6 protein-coding genes are annotated in these 23,494 nt (G+C 68.0%); all 6 read left to right on the top strand.

Annotated features, from left to right (window positions below; translation table 11 throughout):
• The first annotated feature begins 134 nt into the window (after nt 1-134).
• Nucleotides 135-935 carry a cytochrome c biogenesis CcdA family protein gene (locus ACSQ8Y_RS23375; RefSeq protein ID WP_436269897.1) on the top strand — a complete coding sequence of 267 codons (801 nt, stop codon included), beginning with the start codon at nt 135-137 and terminating at the stop codon, nt 933-935.
• A 1-nt stretch (nt 936) separates the two neighbouring features.
• Entirely contained in the window at nt 937-1,476 is a 540-nt protein-coding gene (locus ACSQ8Y_RS23370) for a thioredoxin family protein (protein ID WP_436268801.1), read from the top strand.
• A 602-nt stretch (nt 1,477-2,078) separates the two neighbouring features.
• Entirely contained in the window at nt 2,079-9,149 is a 7,071-nt protein-coding gene (locus ACSQ8Y_RS23365) for a heme utilization protein (RefSeq protein WP_436268800.1), read from the top strand.
• A 245-nt stretch (nt 9,150-9,394) separates the two neighbouring features.
• On the top strand, nt 9,395-17,998 hold the full coding sequence (locus ACSQ8Y_RS23360; protein ID WP_436268799.1) for a heme utilization protein: 8,604 nt from the start codon (nt 9,395-9,397) through the stop codon (nt 17,996-17,998).
• 222 nt (nt 17,999-18,220) lie between these two features.
• Nucleotides 18,221-22,792: a heme utilization protein gene (locus ACSQ8Y_RS23355; RefSeq protein ID WP_436268798.1), complete on the top strand. Its 4,572-nt coding sequence runs from the start codon at nt 18,221-18,223 to the stop codon at nt 22,790-22,792.
• Nucleotides 22,793-22,907: 115 nt separating this feature from the next.
• Nucleotides 22,908-23,426 carry a hypothetical protein gene (locus tag ACSQ8Y_RS23350; RefSeq protein ID WP_436268797.1) on the top strand — a complete coding sequence of 173 codons (519 nt, stop codon included), beginning with the start codon at nt 22,908-22,910 and terminating at the stop codon, nt 23,424-23,426.
• Nucleotides 23,427-23,494 lie beyond the last annotated feature (68 nt).

Below are 23,494 nucleotides of genomic sequence, written 5' to 3'. Positions count from 1 at the left end.
GTATCGCCGTGTATCCGGTTCGCAGCCTGACACACTACATTGCAGCGGCGCCGCCGGCAGGACACATGCGGGACATCTGCGGACGGTCCAATGGAGCTTCCACATATATAAGGAGCCCCATCATGGTGGACCTGATGCACAACCCGCTGGAAATCCTGCTGGCCCTGCTGGCCGGCGTGTTCACCATCGCCTCGCCCTGCGTGCTGCCCGTACTGCCAATACTTCTGGGCAGCGCGGCTGGAACGGCGCCGCGCGCCACCCGCAGCCGGCCGCTGTTCATAGTCGCCGGCTTCATTTTGACCTTCGCCTCCTTCGCCATGCTGCTGGGTGCGGTCTCGTCCGTGGTCCAGGCGGCGCAGGAAGCGTTGCGCAATACCGCCATCGCGCTGCTGGCGCTGTCCGGCTTGTTGCGCGTGTGGCCGCGACCCTACGAGTGGCTGGCGGCCCGCTTGCAGCAGGCCCCCGGCATGGGGACGTCCGGCGCGCCCGGCGGGGCGGAGGCGGCAGGCGTGGGGGAAATGTCAAAAATGGCAAATTGGCCAAGTGAGTCAAATGTGGCAGGTGGATCATGTGTGGCCGGCGGCAGCAATGGCGGCGGCTTCGTGCTCGGCATGTCGCTGGGCGCGGTCTGGACCCCGTGCGCCGGCCCGGTGCTGGCTTCCATCCTGGCGCTGGTGGTCCGTGCGCAGGACCTGGGCTGGTCGGCCTTGCTGGTCACGCTGTACGCCGCCGGTGCCGCCATCCCCATGCTGGCCATCATGTACGGCGGCCAGTACGCCACCCGGCGCGTGCGTGCCGTGGCGCGTCACGCCGGCCGCCTGCAACAAGGGTTCGGCGTGCTGGTGATCGCCACCGCGCTGGCGATCTATTTCCAATACGACATCCTGATCTATGCCCGCCTGGCCACTTACTTTCCCACTCTGAAAGGACTTTGATATGTTTTCGACATTAAAAACCGCCGTTGCCGCCACCACCGCCGCCGCGTTCACGCTAGCCGCCGGCGCCGGCGCCGCCGTCGCCGGCCCGCTGAAAAACCCGGCCGCGGCGCCGGAATTCAGCGGCATCGACAAGTGGCTTAACAGCGAGCCGCTCACCGTGCAGCAGCTGCGCGGCAAAGTGGTGCTGGTCGATTTCTGGACTTACACTTGCATTAATTGCATCAACGTCCTGCCGCACGTGAAGGCCTGGTACGACAAGTACAAGGACAAGGGCCTGGTGGTGGTCGGCGTGCACACGCCCGAATTCCCCTTCGAGCGCAGCACCGTCAATGTGCAGACCGCCCTCAAGCGTTTCGATATCCGCTACCCGGTTGCCCAGGACAACCGCTACGCCACCTGGACCGCCTACCGCAACCAGTATTGGCCAGCGCTATACCTGGTCGACCGCAAGGGCCAGGTCGTCTACACCCATTTCGGCGAAGGCCAGTACAGCCAGACCGAAGCGGCAATCCAGGCCTTGCTGGCAGCAAAAGATTAACGGGCTGCAACTAACTCTCTGCATTGAATTGGGGGCCAGAAGCCCCCTTGCTTGCCCGATGGACAAGCAGCTTGCCTCACTAAAATGGCCCTTGTCGGCTTGTCTTTTCTCTATGAAAAAGTTGTCGTTTACACGAGTTGCTGTGCGGCGACAATTGCCGAAATACGTTCTTCGCGGCAAGTAAAGCCGTTATACTCTCAGGCAATATCCTGATTGTCGCCAGCCACTTGGACGTTTTCAGGGTAAGCAGCTTCAGTACCCTACGAAATTGCCCCAAGTTAACAAGTTTACTTAATGAAAGCGCGGCCGCGGTCGCTTTGTACCGGAACGTAGCATGCTGTCCGGCACTCAGCAAAAGCAGTAACAGCCGGCCAATATTGTTCGCAAGACAATGATTTTTGCTCGCTTTTGTTTACTAAAGTTAACTCAAGTGTTGACGTTAAGAATGAAAAGCGAAGTCTTTAGCGGCTGAGCTGAGCGGTTGTTGAGAATATCCAGGTAATGGCGATGTGCCAAAGATAGTGAGTCGGAGCCAGGGACGATCCCCAAGGGCTCCGATTCGTGTCCAGTCAGATTTGAGTAGTGCCCCAAGGAGAATGGAAATGAGTATCGTAACCAGCTTGTCCACAGACCAAATAGCTTCACTATCGACCGCGCAGATTGCGGGTCTGGCGACATCTGATATCGCTGGCCTCAATTCCGCTCAATTCCAGGCACTGACCACCGACCAGATGGGCGCTTTCACCAGCGCCCAGGTTCCCGCGTTCACCACCAGCCAGCTGGCCAGCGCGCTGACGACCGACCAGGCCGTCGCACTGGGCACCAACCAGTTCGCCGTGCTGACCACCGCGCAGGCAGCTGCGCTGTCGACCGACGCCGTGAAGGCGATCGAAACGAACGACCTGGCGGCCCTGAAGACTTCCGCCATTGCCGCGTTGAAATCGAGCCAGCTGAGCGTGCTGACGACCGACCAGATCGGCGCACTGACCACCGGCCAGGCCTTGGCCCTGACCACGCTGGCACTGTCCACCGGCCTCGCCACCGACCAGATCGTTGCGCTGACCAGCGTGCAGGCTGCCGTGCTGAGCTCGGCCCAGGTCGCCGCCCTGAGCACCGACAACATCGCCGCCCTGGAGACGGAAGACTTCGCCGCGCTGAAGACGTCCACCATCGCTGGCCTGAAATCGTCGCAAGTCGCCGCCCTCACCACCGACCAGATCGTCGGCATGAGCAGCAGCCAGGTTGCCGCGCTGAGCAGCGCCCAGGCGGCCGCACTGACCACCGACGCAGTCAAGGCGATCGAAGTGGGCGACGTCGCCGCGCTGAAATCGGCCGCCATCGCCGGCCTGAAATCGGACCAGATCGCCGCCATCACGACCGACCAGATCGGCTCCATGAGCAGCAGCCAGTTCGCCGCACTGAACACCACGCAAATCAGCACCGGCCTGACCACCGACCAGGTCGTGGCCATGACCTCGAATCAGCTGGGCGCGTTCTCGACCGCCCAGTTCGCCGCGCTGACCACCGACGCTGTGAAAGCGATCGAGACCAACGACGTGGCCGCGCTGAAAACCTCCATCATCGCCGCGCTGAAGACCAACCAGGTCGCCGTGCTGACCACCGACCAGGTGGCCGGCATGACCAGCACCCAGGTCGGCGCGCTGACCACCAACGCTATCGCCAACGCGCTGACGACCGACCAGGTTGTCGCGCTGACCAGCCTCCAGGTCGTGGCGCTGAGCTCGGGCCAGATCGGCGCCTTCAGCACCGACGGCATCGCCGCGCTGGAGACCGACGACTTCGCCGCGCTGAAGACCTCGGCCATCACCGGCCTGAAGTCGAGCCAGGTCGCCGCGCTGACCACCGACGAGATCGTCAGCCTGACGACCGCCCAGGCCGCCGTGCTGAGCAGCGCCCAGGCCGTCGGCCTGAGCACCGACAGCATCCGCGCCATGGAGACCAACGACCTGGCCGCGCTGAAGTCGAACGCCGTCGCCGCCCTGAAGTCCGACCAGATCGCCGCCATCACCACCGACCAGGTCAGCGCCCTGAACAGCGTCCAGGTTGCCGGCTTGACCACCAACCAGATCGCCACCGGCCTGACCACCGACCAGGTGGTCGCCATGACCTCGAACCAGTTCGGCGCCCTGTCGACCGCCCAGTTCGCCGCGCTGACCACCGACGCCATCAAGGCCATCGAGACCAACGACCTGGCCGCGCTGAAGACCTCGGCCATCGCCGCGATGAAGACCCACCAGCTGGCCGTGCTGACCACCGACCAGGTGTCCAACATGACCAGCGCCCAGATCGGCGCCCTGACCACCGCTGCCATCGCCGGCGCGCTGACGACCGACCAGGTTGTCGCGCTGACCAGCATCCAGGTCGTGGCGCTGAGCTCGGGCCAGATCGGCGCCTTCAGCACCGACGGCATCGCCGCGCTGGAGACCGACGACTTCGCCGCGCTGAAGACCTCGGCCATCACCGGCCTGAAGTCGAGCCAGGTCGCCGCCCTGACCACCGACCAGATCGTCAGCCTGACGACCGCCCAGGCCGCCGTGCTGAGCAGCGCCCAGGCCGTCGGCCTGAGCACCGACAGCATCCGCGCCATGGAGACCAACGACCTGGCCGCGCTGAAGTCGAACGCCATCGCCGCGCTCAAGACCGACCAGATCGCCGCCATCACCACCGACCAGGTCGGCGCCATGGGCACCAGCCAGTTCGCTGCGCTGACCACCAACCAGATCGCCAACGGCCTGAGCACCGACCAGGTGGTCGCCATGACCTCGAACCAGTTCGGCGCCCTCAGCTCGCTGCAGTTCTCCGCGCTGACCACCGACGCCATCAAGGCCATCGAGACCAACGACCTGGCCGCGCTGAAGACTTCGGCCATCGCCGCGATGAAGACCCACCAGCTGGCCGTGCTGACCACCGACCAGGTGTCCAACATGACCAGCGCCCAGATCGGCGCCCTGACCACCGCCGCCATCGCCGGCGCGCTGACGACCGACCAGGTCGTCGCGCTGACCAGCATCCAGGTCGTGGCGCTGAGCTCGGGCCAGATCGGCGCCTTCAGCACCGACGGCATCGCCGCGCTGGAGACCGACGACTTCGCCGCGCTGAAGACCTCGGCCATCACCGGCCTGAAGTCGAGCCAGGTCGCCGCCCTGACCACCGACCAGATCGTCAGCCTGACGACCGCCCAGGCCGCCGTGCTGAGCAGCGCCCAGGCCGTCGGCCTGAGCACCGACAGCATCCGCGCCATGGAGACCAACGACCTGGCCGCGCTGAAGTCGAACGCCATCGCCGCGCTCAAGACCGACCAGATCGCCGCCATCACCACCGACCAGGTCGGCGCCATGGGCACCAGCCAGTTCGCCGCGCTGACCACCAACCAGATCGCCAACGGCCTGAGCACCGACCAGGTGGTCGCCATGACCTCGAACCAGTTCGGCGCCCTCAGCTCGCTGCAGTTCTCCGCGCTGACCACCGACGCCATCAAGGCCATCGAGACCAACGACCTGGCCGCGCTGAAGACCTCGGCCATCGCCGCGATGAAGACCCACCAGCTGGCCGTGCTGACCACCGACCAGGTGTCCAACATGACCAGCGCCCAGATCGGCGCCCTGACCACCGCCGCCATCGCCGGCGCGCTGACGACCGACCAGGTCGTCGCGCTGACCAGCATCCAGGTCGTGGCGCTGAGCTCGGGCCAGATCGGCGCCTTCAGCACCGACGGCATCGCCGCGCTGGAGACCGACGACTTCGCCGCGCTGAAGACCTCGGCCATCACCGGCCTGAAGTCGAGCCAGGTCGCCGCCCTGACCACCGACCAGATCGTCAGCCTGACGACCGCCCAGGCCGCCGTGCTGAGCAGCGCCCAGGCCGTCGGCCTGAGCACCGACAGCATCCGCGCCATGGAGACCAACGACCTGGCCGCGCTGAAGTCGAACGCCATCGCCGCGCTCAAGACCGACCAGATCGCCGCCATCACCACCGACCAGGTCGGCGCCATGAGCACCAGCCAGTTCGCTGCGCTGACCACTAACCAGATCGCCAACGGCCTGAGCACCGACCAGGTGGTCGCCATGACCTCGAACCAGTTCGGCGCCCTCAGCTCGACGCAGTTCGCCGCGCTGACCACCGACGCCATCAAGGCCATCGAGACCAACGACCTGGCCGCGCTGAAGACCTCGGCCATCGCCGCGATGAAGACCCACCAGTTGGCCGTGCTGACCACCGACCAGGTGTCCAACATGACCAGCGCCCAGATCGGCGCCCTGACCACCGCTGCCATCGCCGGCGCGCTGACGACCGACCAGGTTGTCGCGCTGACCAGCATCCAGGTCGTGGCGCTGAGCTCGGGCCAGATCGGCGCCTTCAGCACCGACGGCATCGCCGCGCTGGAGACCGACGACTTCGCCGCGCTGAAGACCTCGGCCATCACCGGCCTGAAGTCGAGCCAGGTCGCCGCGCTGACCACCGACCAGATCGTCAGCCTGACGACCGCCCAGGCCGCCGTGCTGAGCAGCGCCCAGGCCGTCGGCCTGAGCACCGACAGCATCCGCGCCATGGAGACCAACGACCTGGCCGCGCTGAAGTCGACCGCCATCGCCGCGCTCAAGACCGACCAGATCGCCGCCATCACCACCGACCAGGTCGGCGCCATGGGCACCAGCCAGTTCGCTGCGCTGACTACCAACCAGATCGCCAACGGCCTGAGCACCGACCAGGTGGTCGCCATGACCTCGAACCAGTTCGGCGCCCTCAGCTCGCTGCAGTTCTCCGCGCTGACCACCGACGCCATCAAGGCCATCGAGACCAACGACCTGGCCGCGCTGAAGACCTCGGCCATTGCCGCCATGCGCACCCATCAACTGGCCGTGCTGACCACCGACCAGGTGTCCAACATGACCAGCGCGCAGATCGGCGCCCTGACCACCGCCGCCATCGCCGGCGCGCTGACGACCGACCAGGTCGTCGCGCTGACCAGCATCCAGGTCGTGGCGCTGAGCTCGGGCCAGATCGGCGCCTTCAGCACCGACGGCATCGCCGCGCTGGAGACCGACGACTTCGCCGCGCTGAAGACCTCGGCCATCACCGGCCTGAAGTCGAGCCAGGTCGCCGCGCTGACCACCGACCAGATCGTCAGCCTGACGACGGCCCAGGCCGCTGTGCTGAGCAGCAGCCAGGCTGGAGCGCTGAGCACCGACAGCATCCGCGCCATGGAGACCAACGACCTGGCCGCGCTGAAGTCGAATGCCATCGCCGCGCTCAAGACCGACCAGATCGCCGCCATCACCACCGACCAGATCGGCGCCATGGGCACCGCGCAGGTGAGCGCGCTGACCACCAGCCAGCTGGCCAGCGGCCTGACCACCGACCAGGTGGTTGCCATGACGTCGAACCAGTTCGGTGCGCTCTCCACCGCCCAGTTCGCCGCTCTGACGACCGACGCGGTGCGCGCCATCGAGACCAACGACGTGGCCGCACTGAAGACCTCGGCCATCGCCGCGATGAAGACCCACCAGGTCGCCGCGCTGACGACCGACCAGGTCGCCGGTCTGACCAGTAACCAGGTTGGTGCGCTGACCACCGCCGCCATCGCCAACGCGCTGACGACCGACCAGGTTGTCGCACTGACCAGTGTGCAGGTCGTGGCGCTGAGCTCGGGCCAGGTAGGCGCCTTCAGCACCGACGGCATCGCCGCGCTGGAGACCGACGACTTCGCCGCGCTGAAGACCTCGGCCATCACCGGCCTGAAGTCGAGCCAGGTCGCCGCGCTGACCACCGACCAGATCGTCAGCCTGACGGCCGCCCAGGCCGCCGTGCTGAGCAGCGCCCAGGCCGCAGCCCTGACCACCGACGGCATCCGCGCCATGGAGACCAACGACCTGATCGCGCTGAAATCGAGCGCCATCGTCGGCCTCAAAACCGACCAGATCGCGGCCATCACGACCGAACAGGTCGGCGCCATGGTATCGACCCAGCTGTCGGCCCTGACCACCAACCAGGTTGCCAATGGCCTGACCACCGACCAGGTGGTAGCGTTGAGCTCGCTGCAAATCGGCTACCTGAGCAGCGCTCAAGTGACCGCGCTGAGCACCGATTCGATCAAGGCAATTGAAACGCAAGACATGGTTGGCCTGAAAACCAATATGATCGCCGCGCTGAAAACCGCCCAGGTCGCCGCGTTGACGACCGACCAGATCACGGCGCTGTCGAACGGCCAGGTTGCCGCGCTGAGCACGGCGGCCATCTCCACCGCGCTGTCGACCGACCAGATCGTGGCACTGAGCACGCTGCAGACCAGCGCGCTGAGCTCGATGCAACTGGGTGCCTTCTCGACCGACGGCATCGCCGCCATCGAGACCGTCGACCTGGCCGCACTGACCACGGTTGCCCTGGCCGGCCTGAAGACCAGCCAGATCGTGGCGCTGACCACCGATCAGGTGGTCGCGCTGGGCACCAACCAGGCGGCCGCGCTGAGCACCGTCCAGGCCGGCGCCCTGACGACCGACGCGTTGAAAGCGATGGAAACCAGCGATGTGGCGGCCCTGAAGTCGAGCGCCATTGCCGCGCTGAAGACCTCGCAGGTGGCGGCGCTGACGACCGACCAGCTGGTCGGCATGACCAGCGCCCAGTACGGCGCCCTGAGCAGCACCCAAGCCGTCGCCCTGTCGACCGACCAGCTGATGGCGATCGAGACCAACGACATGGTGGCCCTGAAGACGGCTGCGGTGCGGGCCCTGACCACGGACCACATCAAGGCGCTGACCACGCTGCAAATCAGCACGCTGACCAGCGCGCAAGTCTGCGCCCTGACGTCGACGCAGGTCCAGGCGCTGACCACGGACCAGCTGCAAGTGATGCACAGCCCGTTCTACACGCCTATCGTGCTGGATCTGGACGGCAACGGCATCGACACCGCGTCCTACGACGCCGGCGTGAAGTTCGATGTGCTGGGCAACGGCAACGCAGTCCAAACCGGCTGGGTTGCCGGCGCGGACGGCCTGCTGACCCTGGACCGCAACGGCGATGGTGTCATCAACGACGGCACCGAACTGTTCGGTTCCGGCACCACGCTGGCCAACGGCCAGAAGGCGACCACCGGCTACGCGGCGATGGCCGAGCTGGATAGCAACAAGGATGGCGCCCTGACCAGTGCCGATGCGGCTTACGGCGACCTGCGCGTCTGGGTCGACGGCAACGCGGATGGCGTGAGCCAGGCTGCCGAGCTGAAAACGCTGGCCGAACTGAGCATCACCAAGCTGAACCTGAACGCCAAGCAGGATGTGTCTCTGAATAACGGCAACATCGTCGGTCTGACCTCGACCTACGAAACTGCCGATGGCCAGAACCACGCCGCAGCCGACGTCTGGTTCGCCGGCAGCAACGTCACGCCGGGTGCGGCGGACCTGCGCGGCAGCGTCAACGGCCTGGTGCAAGCGATCTCGTCCTTCAGTAGCGACGCGGCACCGGCCACTACCGGCGCCCTGAAGCTGGACGGCGGTGGCCAGAACGTGGGCAGCAGCGTAGCCGGCCTGGCCGATGCGCTGAACCGCTTCGACGCCACCAAGCTGAACGCGGCCTCCAGCCAGGCGCCGACCGGCGACGAGCTGCGCCTCAAGGCGCTGCACGGCACCACCCAGGGCTTCTTGGCAGCACCAAAGTAAGCTAGTCCCGGAAAGCGGCAAGACTTCGGTCTTGCCGCTTTTTTTTTCCTGCTTTAATTGCCACAGTTATTGATTAATTGCTTATGAGCAGCTAGTTACTCATCTATAATCATGTAAGACCTGGTAGTTTCAAGAATCCAACATACAGCGGTGGCTGCTAGCCACAATCACAATCGAACCGGTGCCGCGGCCAAGAACCGCCGAGCACTTGTTTTTGTCTGCAGGCACACTGCGAGGAGAAGAAAATGAGTTTTGTCACGCTTTTAGGCACGGATGGTCTGGCAGCTTTAGGCACCAACCAGATAGGATCGATCTCGACGGCGGACTTGTCCGCCTTGAGTTCTGACCAGTTCGCCGCCTTCACGTCTGTACAGATTCCGGCATTCAGCACCGCGCAACTGGCGCAGGGCTTGACGACGATGCAGGCCGTGGCACTCAACTCCTCGCAGGCGTCCGTGCTCAATTCGGCGCAACTGGGCGCGCTGACCAGCGCCGTGGTCGGCGTGCTGTCGACCGACGACATCGCCGCACTTAAAGCGAGCAGCATTGCCGGCCTGAAGACCGGCCAGGTCAAGGCACTGACGACCAGCCAGGTAGTGGCGCTGACCACCGACGCCGCCTCCGTGCTGAACAGCGTGCAAGTGACGGCGCTGTCGACCGATCACGTCGCCGCGCTTGAAACCCGCGATTTCGCTGTCCTGCAGACCGCCGCCGTGCGCGCGCTGAGCAGCACTCAACTGACCGGGCTGACCACCGACCAAGTGGTGGCGCTGACGACCGCCCAGGCCGCCGCGCTGACGAGCAATCAGGCCGCCGGCCTGCGCACCTCTTCCGTGAAGGCGCTGCAGACCGACGACCTGGTGGCCCTGAACACCGGCGTGATCGCCGCGCTGAGCACCGACCAGGTGTCGGCGCTGACCACGACCCAGATCAACGCGCTGAAGACCAACGCCATCGCCGCGTTGAGCATCAGCAGCATCGCCAATGCGCTGAGCACAGACCAGGTAGTGGCGCTGAGCTCGCTGCAGGTGGGTGCGTTGACCACCGCGCAAGTGGCCGCCTTCAAGACCGCCAGCATCGCGGCCCTGGAAACCCAGGACCTGCGCGGCCTGACCTCGGCCGGCTTCGCCGCCCTCAAGACCGACCAGGTCGCCGCCCTGACGACCGACCAGGTCAATACCCTGTCGACCGCCCAGGTGGCCGCGCTGACCACCTTGGCCGTGGCCCAGGGCCTGACCAGCTTGCAGATCGTGGCCCTGACCTCGGACGCGGTCGCCGCGCTGACCACTGCCCAGGTTGCTGTGCTGTCGACCGACAACATCGCCGCGCTGGAAACGGTGGACTTCGCCGCGCTGAAAGCCAATGCCGTGGCCGCGCTGAAGAGCACTCAGGTGAAAGCGCTGACCACCGACCAGGTGGTGGCGCTGACGACCGCCCAGGCCGCCGCGCTGAGCAGCGTCCAGACCGTGGGCCTGAGCACCGCTTCCGTGAAGGCGCTGCAGACCGACGACCTGGTGGCCCTGAGCACCGGCGTGATCGCCGCGCTGAGCACCGACCAGGTGTCGGCGCTGACCACGACCCAGATCAACGCGCTGAAGACCAATGCCATCGCCGCGCTGAGCACCGGCAGCATTGCCAACGGTCTGAGCACCGACCAGGTTGCCGCGTTGAGCTCGGTCCAGCTGGCCGTGCTGACCTCGGCGCAAGTGGCCGTGCTGAAAACCGCCAACATCGCCGCGCTGGAAACGCAGGACCTGCGCGGCCTGACCTCGGCCGCCCTGGTGGGCCTGAAAACCGACCAGGTCGCCGCCTTGACGACCGACCAGGTGAACAGCCTGACGACCGCCCAGGTGGCCGCGCTGACCACCTTGGCCGTGGCCCAGGGCCTGACCAGCTTGCAGATCGTGGCGCTGACCTCTGACGGCGTTGCCGCGCTGACCACTGCCCAGGTTGCTGTGCTGTCGACCGACAACATCGCCGCGCTGGAAACGGTGGACTTCGCCGCGCTGAAAGCCAATGCCGTGGCCGCGCTGAAGAGCGCGCAGGTGAAGGCGCTGACCACCGACCAGGTGGTGGCGCTGACGACCGCCCAGGCCGCCGCGCTGAGCAGCGTCCAGACCGTGGGCCTGAGCACCGCTTCCGTGAAGGCGCTGCAGACCGACGACCTGGTGGCCCTGAGCACCGGCGTGATCGCCGCGCTGAGCACCGACCAGGTGTCGGCGCTGACCACGACCCAGATCAACGCGCTGAAGACCAACGCCATCGCTGCGCTGAGCACCGGCAGCATTGCCAACGGTCTGAGCACCGACCAGGTTGCCGCGTTGAGCTCGGTCCAGCTGGCCGTGCTGACCTCGGCGCAAGTGGCCGTGCTGAAAACCGCCAACATCGCCGCGCTGGAAACGCAGGACCTGCGCGGCCTGACCTCGGCCGCCCTGGTGGGCCTGAAAACCGACCAGGTCGCCGCCTTGACGACCGACCAGGTGAACAGCCTGACGACCGCCCAGGTGGCCGCGCTGACCACCTTGGCCGTGGCCCAGGGCCTGACCAGCTTGCAGATCGTGGCCCTGACCTCGGACGCGGTCGCCGCGCTGACCACTGCCCAGGTTGCTGTGCTGTCGACCGACAACATCGCCGCGCTGGAAACGGTGGACTTCGCCGCGCTGAAAGCCAATGCCGTGGCCGCGCTGAAGAGCACTCAGGTGAAAGCGCTGACCACCGACCAGGTGGTGGCGCTGACGACCGCCCAGGCCGCCGCGCTGAGCAGCGTCCAGACCGTGGGCCTGAGCACCGCTTCCGTGAAGGCGCTGCAGACCGACGACCTGGTGGCCCTGAGCACCGGCGTGATCGCCGCGCTGAGCACCGACCAGGTGTCGGCGCTGACCACGACCCAGATCAACGCGCTGAAGACCAATGCCATCGCCGCGCTGAGCACCGGCAGCATTGCCAACGGTCTGAGCACCGACCAGGTTGCCGCGTTGAGCTCGGTCCAGCTGGCCGTGCTGACCTCGGCGCAAGTGGCCGTGCTGAAAACCGCCAACATCGCCGCGCTGGAAACGCAGGACCTGCGCGGCCTGACCTCGGCCGCCCTGGTGGGCCTGAAAACCGACCAGGTCGCCGCCTTGACGACCGACCAGGTGAACAGCCTGACGACCGCCCAGGTGGCCGCGCTGACCACCTTGGCCGTGGCCCAGGGCCTGACCAGCTTGCAGATCGTGGCGCTGACCTCTGACGGCGTTGCCGCGCTGACCACTGCCCAGGTTGCTGTGCTGTCGACCGACAACATCGCCGCGCTGGAAACGGTGGACTTCGCCGCGCTGAAAGCCAATGCCGTGGCCGCGCTGAAGAGCGCGCAGGTGAAGGCGCTGACCACCGACCAGGTGGTGGCGCTGACGACCGCCCAGGCCGCCGCGCTGAGCAGCGTCCAGACCGTGGGCCTGAGCACCGCTTCCGTGAAGGCGCTGCAGACCGACGACCTGGTGGCCCTGAGCACCGGCGTGATCGCCGCGCTGAGCACCGACCAGGTGTCGGCGCTGACCACGACCCAGATCAACGCGCTGAAGACCAACGCCATCGCCGCGTTGAGCATCAGCAGCATCGCCAATGCGCTGAGCACCGACCAGGTAGTGGCGCTGAGCTCGCTGCAGGTGGGTGCGCTGACCACCGCGCAAGTGGCCGCCTTCAAGACCGCCAGCATCGCGGCCCTGGAAACCCAGGACCTGCGCGGCCTGACCTCGGCCGGCTTCGCCGCCCTCAAGACCGACCAGGTCGCCGCCTTGACGACCGACCAGGTCAATACCCTGTCGACCGCCCAGGTGGCCGCGCTGACTACCTTGGCCGTGGCCCAGGGCCTGACCAGCTTGCAGATCGTGGCCCTGACCTCGGACGCGGTCGCCGCGCTCAATTCGGTGCAAGTGTCGGTGCTGTCGACCGACAACATCGCCGCGCTGGAAACGGTGGACTTCGCCGCGCTGAAAGCCAATGCCGTGGCCGCGCTGAAGAGCGCGCAGGTGAAAGCGCTGACCACCGACCAGGTGGTGGCGCTGACGACCGCCCAGGCCGCCGCGCTGAGCAGCGTCCAGACCGTGGGTCTGAGCACCGCTTCCGTGAAGGCGCTGCAGACCGACGACCTGGTGGCCCTGAGCACCGGCGTGATCGCCGCGCTGAGCACCGACCAGGTGTCGGCGCTGACCACGACCCAGATCAACGCGCTGAAGACCAACGCCATCGCCGCGCTGAGCACCGGCAGCATTGCCAACGGTCTGAGCACCGACCAGGTTGCCGCGCTGAGCTCGGTCCAGCTGGCCGTGCTGACCTCGGCGCAAGTGGCCGTGCTGAAAACCGCCAACATCGCCGCGCTGGAAACGCAGGACCTGCGCGGCCTGACCTCGGCCGCCCTGGTGGGCCTGAAAACCGACCAGGTCGCCGCCTTGACGACCGACCAGGTGAACAGCCTGACGACCGCCCAGGTGGCCGCGCTGACCACCTTGGCCGTGGCCCAGGGCCTGACCAGCTTGCAGATCGTGGCGCTGACCTCTGACGGCGTTGCCGCGCTGACCACTGCCCAGGTTGCTGTGCTGTCGACCGACAACATCGCCGCGCTGGAAACGGTGGACTTCGCCGCGCTGAAAGCCAATGCCGTGGCCGCGCTGAAGAGCGCGCAGGTGAAAGCGCTGACCACCGACCAGGTGGTGGCGCTGACGACCGCCCAGGCCGCCGCGCTGAGCAGCGTCCAGACCGTGGGCCTGAGCACCGCTTCCGTGAAGGCGCTGCAGACCGACGACCTGGTGGCCCTGAGCACCGGCGTGATCGCCGCGCTGAGCACCGACCAGGTGTCGGCGCTGACCACGACCCAGATCAACGCGCTGAAGACCAACGCCATCGCCGCGCTGAGCACCGGCAGCATTGCCAACGGTCTGAGCACCGACCAGGTTGCCGCGCTGAGCTCGGTCCAGCTGGCCGTGCTGACCTCGGCGCAAGTGGCCGTGCTGAAAACCGCCAACATCGCCGCGCTGGAAACGCAGGACCTGCGCGGCCTGACCTCGGCCGCCCTGGTGGGCCTGAAAACCGACCAGGTCGCCGCCTTGACGACCGACCAGGTGAACAGCCTGACGACCGCCCAGGTGGCCGCGCTGACCACCTTGGCCGTGGCCCAGGGCCTGACCAGCTTGCAGATCGTGGCGCTGACCTCTGACGGCGTTGCCGCGCTGACCACTGCCCAGGTTGCTGTGCTGTCGACCGACAACATCGCCGCGCTGGAAACGGTGGACTTCGCCGCGCTGAAAGCCAATGCCGTGGCCGCGCTGAAGAGCGCGCAGGTGAAGGCGCTGACCACCGACCAGGTGGTGGCGCTGACGACCGCCCAGGCCGCCGCGCTGAGCAGCGTCCAGACCGTGGGCCTGAGCACCGCTTCCGTGAAGGCGCTGCAGACCGACGACCTGGTGGCCCTGAGCACCGGCGTGATCGCCGCGCTGAGCACCGACCAGGTGTCGGCGCTGACCACGACCCAGATCAACGCGCTGAAGACCAACGCCATCGCCGCGTTGAGCATCAGCAGCATCGCCAATGCGCTGAGCACCGACCAGGTAGTGGCGCTGAGCTCGCTGCAGGTGGGTGCGCTGACCACCGCGCAAGTGGCCGCCTTCAAGACCGCCAGTATCGCGGCCCTGGAAACCCAGGACCTGCGCGGCCTGACCTCGGCCGGCTTCGCCGCCCTCAAGACCGACCAGGTCGCCGCCTTGACGACCGACCAGGTAAATACCCTGTCGACCGCCCAGGTGGCCGCGCTGACCACCTTGGCTGTGGCCCAGGGCCTGACCAGCTTGCAGGTCGTGGCCCTGACCTCGGACGCGGTCGCCGCGCTCAATTCGGTGCAAGTGTCGGTGCTGTCGACCGACAACATCGCCGCGCTGGAAACGGTGGACTTCGCCGCGCTGAAAGCCAACGCAGTCGCCGCGCTGAAGAGCACCCAGGTGAAAGCGCTGACCACCGACCAGGTGGTGGCGCTGACGACCGCCCAGGCCGCCGCGCTGAGCAGCGTCCAGACCGTGGGTCTGAGCACCGCTTCCGTGAAGGCGCTGCAGACCGACGACCTGGTGGCCCTGAGCACCGGCGTGATCGCCGCGCTGAGCACCGACCAGGTGTCGGCGCTGACCACGACCCAGATCAACGCGCTGAAGACCAACGCCATCGCCGCGTTGAGCACCGGCAGCATTGCCAACGGTCTGAGCACCGACCAGGTTGCCGCGTTGAGCTCGGTCCAGTTGGCCGTGTTGACCTCGGCGCAAGTGGCCGTGCTGAAAACCGCCAACATCGCCGCGCTGGAAACGCAGGACCTGCGCGGCCTGACCTCGGCCGCCCTGGTGGGCCTGAAAACCGACCAGGTCGCCGCCTTGACGACCGACCAGGTGAACAGCCTGACGACCGCCCAGGTGGCCGCGCTGACCACCTTGGCCGTGGCCCAGGGCCTGACCAGCTTGCAGATCGTGGCGCTGACCTCTGACGGCGTTGCCGCGCTGACCACTGCCCAGGTTGCTGTGCTGTCGACCGACAACATCGCCGCGCTGGAAACGGTGGACTTCGCCGCGCTGAAAGCCAATGCCGTGGCCGCGCTGAAGAGCGCGCAGGTGAAGGCGCTGACCACCGACCAGGTGGTGGCGCTGACGACCGCCCAGGCCGCCGCGCTGAGCAGCGTCCAGACCGTGGGCCTGAGCACCGCTTCCGTGAAGGCGCTGCAGACCGACGACCTGGTGGCCCTGAGCACCGGCGTGATCGCCGCGCTGAGCACCGACCAGGTGTCGGCGCTGACCACGACCCAGATCAACGCGCTGAAGACCAACGCCATCGCCGCGTTGAGCATCAGCAGCATCGCCAATGCGCTGAGCACCGACCAGGTAGTGGCGCTGAGCTCGCTGCAGGTGGGTGCGCTGACCACCGCGCAAGTGGCCGCCTTCAAGACCGCCAGCATCGCGGCCCTGGAAACCCAGGACCTGCGCGGCCTGACCTCGGCCGGCTTCGCCGCCCTCAAGACCGACCAGGTCGCCGCCTTGACGACCGACCAGGTCAATACCCTGTCGACCGCCCAGGTGGCCGCGCTGACCACCTTGGCCGTGGCCCAGGGCCTGACCAGCTTGCAGGTCGTGGCCCTGACCTCGGACGCGGTCGCCGCGCTCAATTCGGTGCAAGTGTCGGTGCTGTCGACCGACAACATCGCCGCGCTGGAAACGGTGGACTTCGCCGCGCTGAAAGCCAATGCCGTGGCCGCGCTGAAGAGCGCGCAGGTGAAGGCGCTGACCACCGACCAGGTGGTGGCGTTGACGACCGCCCAGGCCGCCGCGCTGACCAGCAGCCAAGTGGCTGCGCTGACCACGGCGTCCCTGCGTGCCATGCAGACGGATGACTTGACCGTGCTCGCCAGCCAAGGCATCGCCGCGCTGGCTTCCGACCAGGTTGCCGCGCTGCTGACCGCGCAGATCGCTTCGCTGAAGACCTCGGCCATAGCCGCCCTGAGCACCGCCAATATCTCCGCTGGCCTGACCAGCGACCAGGTGGTGGCGCTGGGTACGCATCAGGTCGCAGTGCTGAGCTCCTCGCAAGCGAGCGTCTTAAGCACCGCCAACATCGCGGCGATGGAGACGCAGGACCTGCGCGCCTTGACCAGCAGCGCGATCGCTGGCATGAAGACCGACCAGGTGGTGGCGCTGACGACCGACCAGGTCGCCTCGCTGACCACGCTGCAGATCGTCGCGCTGACCACGGCGCAAGCCAAGGTGCTGACCTCGGCCCAGGTCGTGGCGCTGAGCAGCGACGAAGTCGTGGCCTTGCGCACCAACCAGCTGGTGGCGCTGACCACGGACAACATCGCCGCGCTGGAAACGCGCGACTTGGTGGCCGTCAAGACCAACCAGATCGCGGCGCTGACCACGCTGCAGGTGCGTGCGCTGACCACGGACCAGATCCGCAGCCTGACCACGACGCACATCGACGCGATGACCATGGCGCAGCTCGATTCTCTGACCGCGGCCCAGGTCGGGGCCTTGAGTGTGGCGCAGATCATGTCGACCCACTTCTCGCCTATCGTGCTGGACCTGAACGGCAACGGCGTCAGTACCTTGAGCGTCGATGCCGGTGTGCAGTTCGACATGCGCGCCGACGGCAGCCAGGTCAGCACCGGCTGGGTGGCCGGCGGTGACGGCCTGCTGGCCCTGGACCGCAACAACGACGGCGTCATCAACGACGGCGGCGAACTGTTCGGTACTTCGACCACGCTGGCCGACGGCAGCAAGGCCGCCAACGGCTACGCCGCATTGGCCGAGCTCGACATCAACGGCGACGGCGCCATCACCAGCGCCGACAGCGGCTTTGGCGGGCTGCGCGTGTGGGTGGACGGCAACGCCGACGGCGTCAGCCAAGCCGACGAGCTGAAGTCCCTGGACCAGCTGCAGATTGCCAAGCTCAACCTCGACGTCGCCAAAGGCGGTGCGGTTGAACACGGCAATATCAGCGCCTTGACCTCGACCTTCGAGACCAACGACGGCAACTCGCACGCGGCGGCCGACGTCTGGTTCCTGGCCGGCCCGGCAGCCGACCTGCGCGGCAGCGTTACCGGCCTGGTGCAGGCGATGTCCTCCTTCGGCGGCGAGGCGGCTCCGGCCACCGGCGCACCGAAATTGGATGCGGCGGGCTCCGGCGTGGCGTCCAGCGCGGCCAATCTGGCCGATGCGCTGAGCCAGTTCGACGCCACCAAGCTGAACGGCGCGGCCAGCCAGGCCGCACCGACCGAGGAACTGCGCCTCAAAGCGCTGAATAGCGGCAGCGGCAACCAAGGCGGCCTGCTGGCGGCGCCGAAGTAAGCAGGCGCGCTACAGCGGATGCGGCCCTCCGGGGCCGTCCCCTGGAACGGCAAGACTTCGGTCTTGCCGTTTTTTTTTGCTGCCAAAAAATAATGCAAAATTTCTTTGAGGAATCATTTATACCTTATAATTGCCAAATCTAATTATTTTTTATGCAAGCGGCCCTTAGCCGCCTCAAGGAACCGGATGGGCTTTTATTTCAATAGCGAGCAAATTGCAGTCATGAGCACGACCCAGATCGCCGGGATCGAGACGGCCACGCTGGCGACATTGAGTTCTGAGCAAATCCGGGCCCTGACCACCGCCCACATCCAGGCCTTGAGCACCCGGCAGATCGCGTTCGGTTTGAGCACCGCGCAAGTGGCGGTGCTGTCTACACAGCAGGCCGGTGCGCTTACGTCCGCGCAGGTGACCGCGCTGGGCGCCGCCAAGGCGGCGGCGCTGTCCACTGACGATATTGCCGCGCTGAAGAGCGCTGCCGTGCGCGGCCTGGGCAGCGCGCAGCTGCAAGCGCTGTCGAGTGCGCAGGTGGCGGCCTTGGGCTCGCACCAACTGGCCGTGCTGAACGGCCCGCAGGCGGCCGTCCTGCTCACCGCCAATATCGCCGCCATGAAAACGGACGACTTGCGCAGCCTGTCCTCCATCGCCTTCGCCGCCCTGAAGAGCGGCCAGCTGGCGGCGCTCGGCACGGACCAGGTGGCAGCGCTCAGCACGGCGCAAGCCGCCGCGCTGCACAGTGGGCAGGCCGCCGGCTTCGGCACCGCCGCCATCGCGGCGCTGGAGACGGCCGACGTGGCAGTGCTGGCGCCGGGCTGGATGGGCGCCCTCAATTCCAGGCAACTGGGCGCGCTGGCCACGCAGCAGATCGCGGTGCTGCGCAGCGCCGCCATCGGCGTGCTGAACACGGCCAGCATCGCCGGCCTCGGCTCCGCCCAGGTGGCGGCGCTGGGCTCGCAGCATCTGGCGGCCCTGAACGCTGCGCAAGCGGCCGGCCTGGCCACGGCTGGCCTTGCAGGCCTGGCCACGGCCGCGCTGCGCGGCCTGTCCGCCGCTGCCGCCGCCGGGCTGCGCAGCGAGCAGCTCGCCGCCTTCGCCACGGCGCAGTTTTACAGCCTGTCGAGCAGCCAGCTGGCCGCCTTGACGCCGGCCGCATTGGCGGGCCTGACGAGCGACCAGGCGGTGGCGCTGAGCACGTCCGCCGCCGCCGCGCTGGGCGCATTGCAACTGGTGGCGTTTTCATCGGCCAGCATCGCCGCGCTCGAGACGCAGGACCTCGCGGCGTTGAAAACGGCCGCCATCGCAGCGCTGAAGAGCAACCAGCTGCAGGCGCTGGGCACGGACCAGGTGCAGGCGCTGACCACGGCGCAGGCCGCCGTGCTGGGCAGCGCCCAATTGACCGTGCTGGGCAGCGCCGCCATTACCGCCTTGCAGACCGCTGACCTGGCAGCCATGCAGGCCGCCGCCTTTGCCGGCCTGCGCTCGCAGCAGCTGGCCGCGCTGGGCACCGGCCAGATCGCCGCCTTGCGCAGTGCCGCCATCGCGGCGCTGAGCCCGGCCGCCATCGCCGCCGGCTTCAGCACCGACCAGGTGGCGGCGTTCGCTTCGCACCAGCTGGCCGCGCTGAACCCGCTGCAACTGGCCGCCTTGCAGACCGCCAGCGTGGCCGCGCTGCGCACGGCGGACCTGCGCAGCCTGACGCCGGGCGCCATGGCCGGCCTGCGTTCGGACCAGTTGGCGGCGCTGCGCACCGACCAGATCGCGGCCATGCTGACCAGCCAGGTCGCCGCCCTGTCGACGGCCGCCATCGCGGCCGGACTCGGATCGGATCAGGCCGTCGCACTGACCGTGGAAGAAGCGGCCGCGCTGGGCGCGTCCCAACTGGCCGCCTTTTCCACCGCCGCCATTGCCGCCCTGGAGACGGCCGACTTCGCCGCGCTCAAACCGGCCGCCGTGGCCGCCCTGAACACCTCGCAGTTGCGAGCGTGGAGCACCAGCCACGCGGCGGCGCTGGCTACGGCGCAAGCGGCGCTGCTGTCGACCGCCCAGGTGGCGGTGCTGGGCACCGACGTGGTCCGCGCGCTGCGCACCGCCAGCGTGGCGGCGCTGGCGCCGGCCGTGATCGCGCGCCTGCGCCCGGACCAGGCGGCCGCGCTGTCGACCAGCCAGCTGGCCGCGTTGCGTCCGGCCGCGGTGGCGGCGCTCAGCGTGGCCAATATCGCCGGCGGCCTGTCCACGGACCAGGTGGCGGCGCTGGCCTCGCACCAGCTGGCGGCGCTGGCTTCGCAACAGCTGGCAGCGTTCGGCACGGACAATATCGCCGCGCTGAAGACCGCCGATTTGCGCGCTATCGGGTCCGCCGCCATGGCCGGCCTGCGCACCGACCAGGCCCAGGCGCTGACGACGGATCAGATCGCCGCCTTGCTGCCGGCACAGTTGCTTGCCTTGGGCACGGCCGCGCTGGCGGCCGCCCTGCAGCCGGACGAGATACAGGCCCTGAGCACGGCGGGCGCGGCGGCGCTGAGCGCGCCGCAAGTGGCCGCGCTGGCGAGCGCCAGCCTGGCGGCCATGGAAACGGCCGACTTTGCCGCCTTGAAACCGGCCGCCGTCGCCGCCCTCGCGTCGCAGCAGTTGCAGGCGCTGGGTACCGCCCACGTCGTGGCGCTGCGCACCGCGCAGGCGGCCGCGCTGACCAGCGGCCAGGTGGGCGCGCTGAGCACGGACGCTATCCGCGCCCTGCAAACGGAAGACCTGGTGCAGCTCTCGGGCGCCGCCTTCGGCAGCTTGCGCAGCGACCAGCTGGCCGCGCTCGCGACGGCGCAAATGGCGGCGCTGCGCAGCACCGCCATCGCCGCGCTGCGCACCAGTGCCATCGCCAACGTGCTCGGCACGGACCAGGTGGCGGCGCTGACGCCACAGCAACTGGGCTGGCTCAGTCCGGCCCAGGCCGGCGCCTTGCAGGCGGCCAGCATCGCGGCACTGGGCACCAACAGTTTGCGCAGCCTGAGCGCGGCCGCCATCGGCGGCTTGCGCAGCGACCAGCTGGCGGCGCTGGCCACCTGGCAGATCGCCGGCTTGCTGACCAGCCAGGTGGCTGCGCTTGGCACGGCCGCCATCGCCTTTGGCCTGGGGACGGACCAGGTGGCCGCGCTGAGCACAGCCGCCGCCGCCGCCCTGGGCGCGCCCCAGTTGGCAGCCTTCTCGACCGGCGCCATCGCGGCGCTGGAGACGCAGGACCTGGCTGCCTTCAAAGTGGCCGCCCTGGGCGGCCTGAAGGCGGTCCAGATGGCGGCCTTCTCGACCGACCAGATCGTGGCCCTGTTGCCGGCCCAGGCGGCAGCGCTCACGCTCAGCCAGGTCAGCGGCTTGGGCACGGCTGCCATGCGCGCGCTGGAGACGGCGGACCTGGTCATGCTGTCGGCCAGCGTCGTCGCCAACCTGCGCACCGACCAGGTGGCGGCGCTGGCCACCGCCCAGGTCGCCGCGCTGCGCACCAACAACATCGCCGCGCTGAGCACGTCCAGCATCGCCAATGGCCTGAGCACGGACCAGGTGGCGGCGCTGGGATCGCAGCAGCTGGCCGCGCTGAACTCGGCCCAGGCCGGCGCGCTGCAGGCGGCCAGCATCGCGGCCCTGAGGACCGCCGACCTGCGCAACTTGTCCGCCGGCGCCGCGTCGGGCCTGCGTTCGGACCAGCTGGCCGCGCTCAGTACGGACCAACTGGTCAGCCTGCAGACGCAGCAATTGGCGGCCCTGAATCCGCTGGCCTTCGCGCAAGGTCTGGCGTCCGAGCAGGTGGCGGCGCTGACGACGGCGGAAACCGCCGCGCTGCGTCCGGTCCAGCTGGCCGCGCTGCGCACCGCCCAGGTGGCGGCCATCAGCACCCGCGGCATCGAAGCCCTGCGCACGCAGCAGCTCGTGGCGCTGACGGCGGCCCATATCGCCGCGCTGTCCACGCAACAGATCACGCACCTGAGCCTGAAGCACATGGCGGCCCTGACCACGCTGCAGATCGTGGCGCTGACCAGCGACCAGACCCGCGTCATGACCACCGCCCAGCTTGCCGAGCTGAGCAGTTCCACGCCGCTGGTGCTCGACCTGGATGGCAACGGCGTGCGCACCCGCAGCATCCTGGACGGTGTGCACTTCGACCTGCGCGCCGACGGCGCCAAGGGCGCCGTCGGCTGGGTGGGCGAAGGAGACGGCCTGCTGGCCCTGGACCGCGACGGCGACGGCGTCATCAGTGACGGCTCCGAACTGTTCGGTTCGGCCACGCGACTGGCCGGCGGCGGCACGGCGCGCAGCGGCTACGAGGCGCTGGCCGCGCTCGACGGCAACGCCGACGGCGTGGTCGACAGCCGCGACGCCCTGTACTCGGCGCTGCGGGCCTGGGTCGATGCCAACGCGGACGGCGTCAGCCAGCATGGCGAGCTCAAGACGCTGGCGGAACTGCGCATCGCCAGGCTGAACCTCGACGTGGTGCCGGGCAGGAAAGTGGAGCACGGTAACGTCGCTGCGCTGACCTCGACCTTCGAGACGGAGGACGGCCTGCGCCACGCCGCAGCCGACGTCTGGTTCGTGGCCGCGCGGCCGGCCGCCGTGGCCCCGGATTTATCCACCGGCCTGTCCGCCGGCGTCTCCGCCAACGTGGCGCAACTGGCCGATGCCTTGAACCGCTTCGACCCTCCCGTGCTGTGCGGCGTGGTCCCGCAGACAGCGCCCGCGGACCCCTTGCGCCTGACCGCGCTGCACGGCAACCGCATCGACGGCATGGGCATGCTAGCCGCAGCCAGGTAGCCGGTGCCGTTTCAAAAGCGGCAGGACAGCCCGTCTTGCCGCTTTCCTCTTGGCTTTGGCCTCCGCGCTCAGGGAATAGAATTCTTTCTATACACCCACTATCGAGGCGGACCCCATGGCCATCAACACCCTACCCATCGCAGAGCTGAACCCGCGGCAAGCCGCTAGCGTCCTGACCGCCCTGGTTGCCGGCGGCCAGGCCCCGGCTGCGCTGCGGGTGTGGGGGGATAGCAACATCGCGGGCTTGAACGCCGCCAGCCAGAGCGGGGACGGCGCCGACTACACGGCGGCCGGGGTCTGGTTCGCCGGCAGCAGCGCGGTGCCCGGCAAGGGCGCGGGCGATCTGCGCGGCAGCGTCACCGGCCTGGTCGAGGCGCTCTCTTCCTACACGCACACGGCGCCGGCCTGCACAGGCGGCGCCTTGGCGCAGGGCGGGGCGGGCGGCGGGCGCATCGACATGGCCGCCTGCGTGGCGCAAATGGCGGACAACCTGGCCAGCTTCGGGCTGGGCAAAACCGGCCCGGCGCGGCCCGGCCAGGCCGCCATGGCGGGGCCCGGCGAGGGCCTGCGCCTGCCCGGCTGGCACGACGGTTTGACCGTGCGCGCCCAAGGCTGGCTGGCTGCCGTGCAATAAGCCGACAATAAGCGAACGCGGCCCTTCCAAGCGCCCCGGAAAAGCGGCAAGATAGCCCTTCTTGCCGG

Source organism: Pseudoduganella sp. LjRoot289, from assembly GCF_964252925.1.
Taxonomy (GTDB): domain Bacteria; phylum Pseudomonadota; class Gammaproteobacteria; order Burkholderiales; family Burkholderiaceae_D; genus Rugamonas.
This window is presented reverse-complemented; position numbering and strand designations above follow the sequence as displayed.

Bases quoted from the DNA above. Each gene is read 5' to 3' on its own strand.
- ACSQ8Y_RS23350 (WP_436268797.1), top strand. From the start codon at position 22,908: ATGGCCATCAACACCCTACCCATCGCAGAGCTGAACCCGCGGCAAGCC.
- ACSQ8Y_RS23365 (WP_436268800.1), top strand. From the start codon at position 2,079: ATGAGTATCGTAACCAGCTTGTCCACAGACCAAATAGCTTCACTATCG.
- ACSQ8Y_RS23360 (WP_436268799.1), top strand. From the start codon at position 9,395: ATGAGTTTTGTCACGCTTTTAGGCACGGATGGTCTGGCAGCTTTAGGC.
- ACSQ8Y_RS23355 (WP_436268798.1), top strand. From the start codon at position 18,221: ATGAGCACGACCCAGATCGCCGGGATCGAGACGGCCACGCTGGCGACA.
- ACSQ8Y_RS23370 (WP_436268801.1), top strand. From the start codon at position 937: ATGTTTTCGACATTAAAAACCGCCGTTGCCGCCACCACCGCCGCCGCG.
- ACSQ8Y_RS23375 (WP_436269897.1), top strand. From the start codon at position 135: ATGCACAACCCGCTGGAAATCCTGCTGGCCCTGCTGGCCGGCGTGTTC.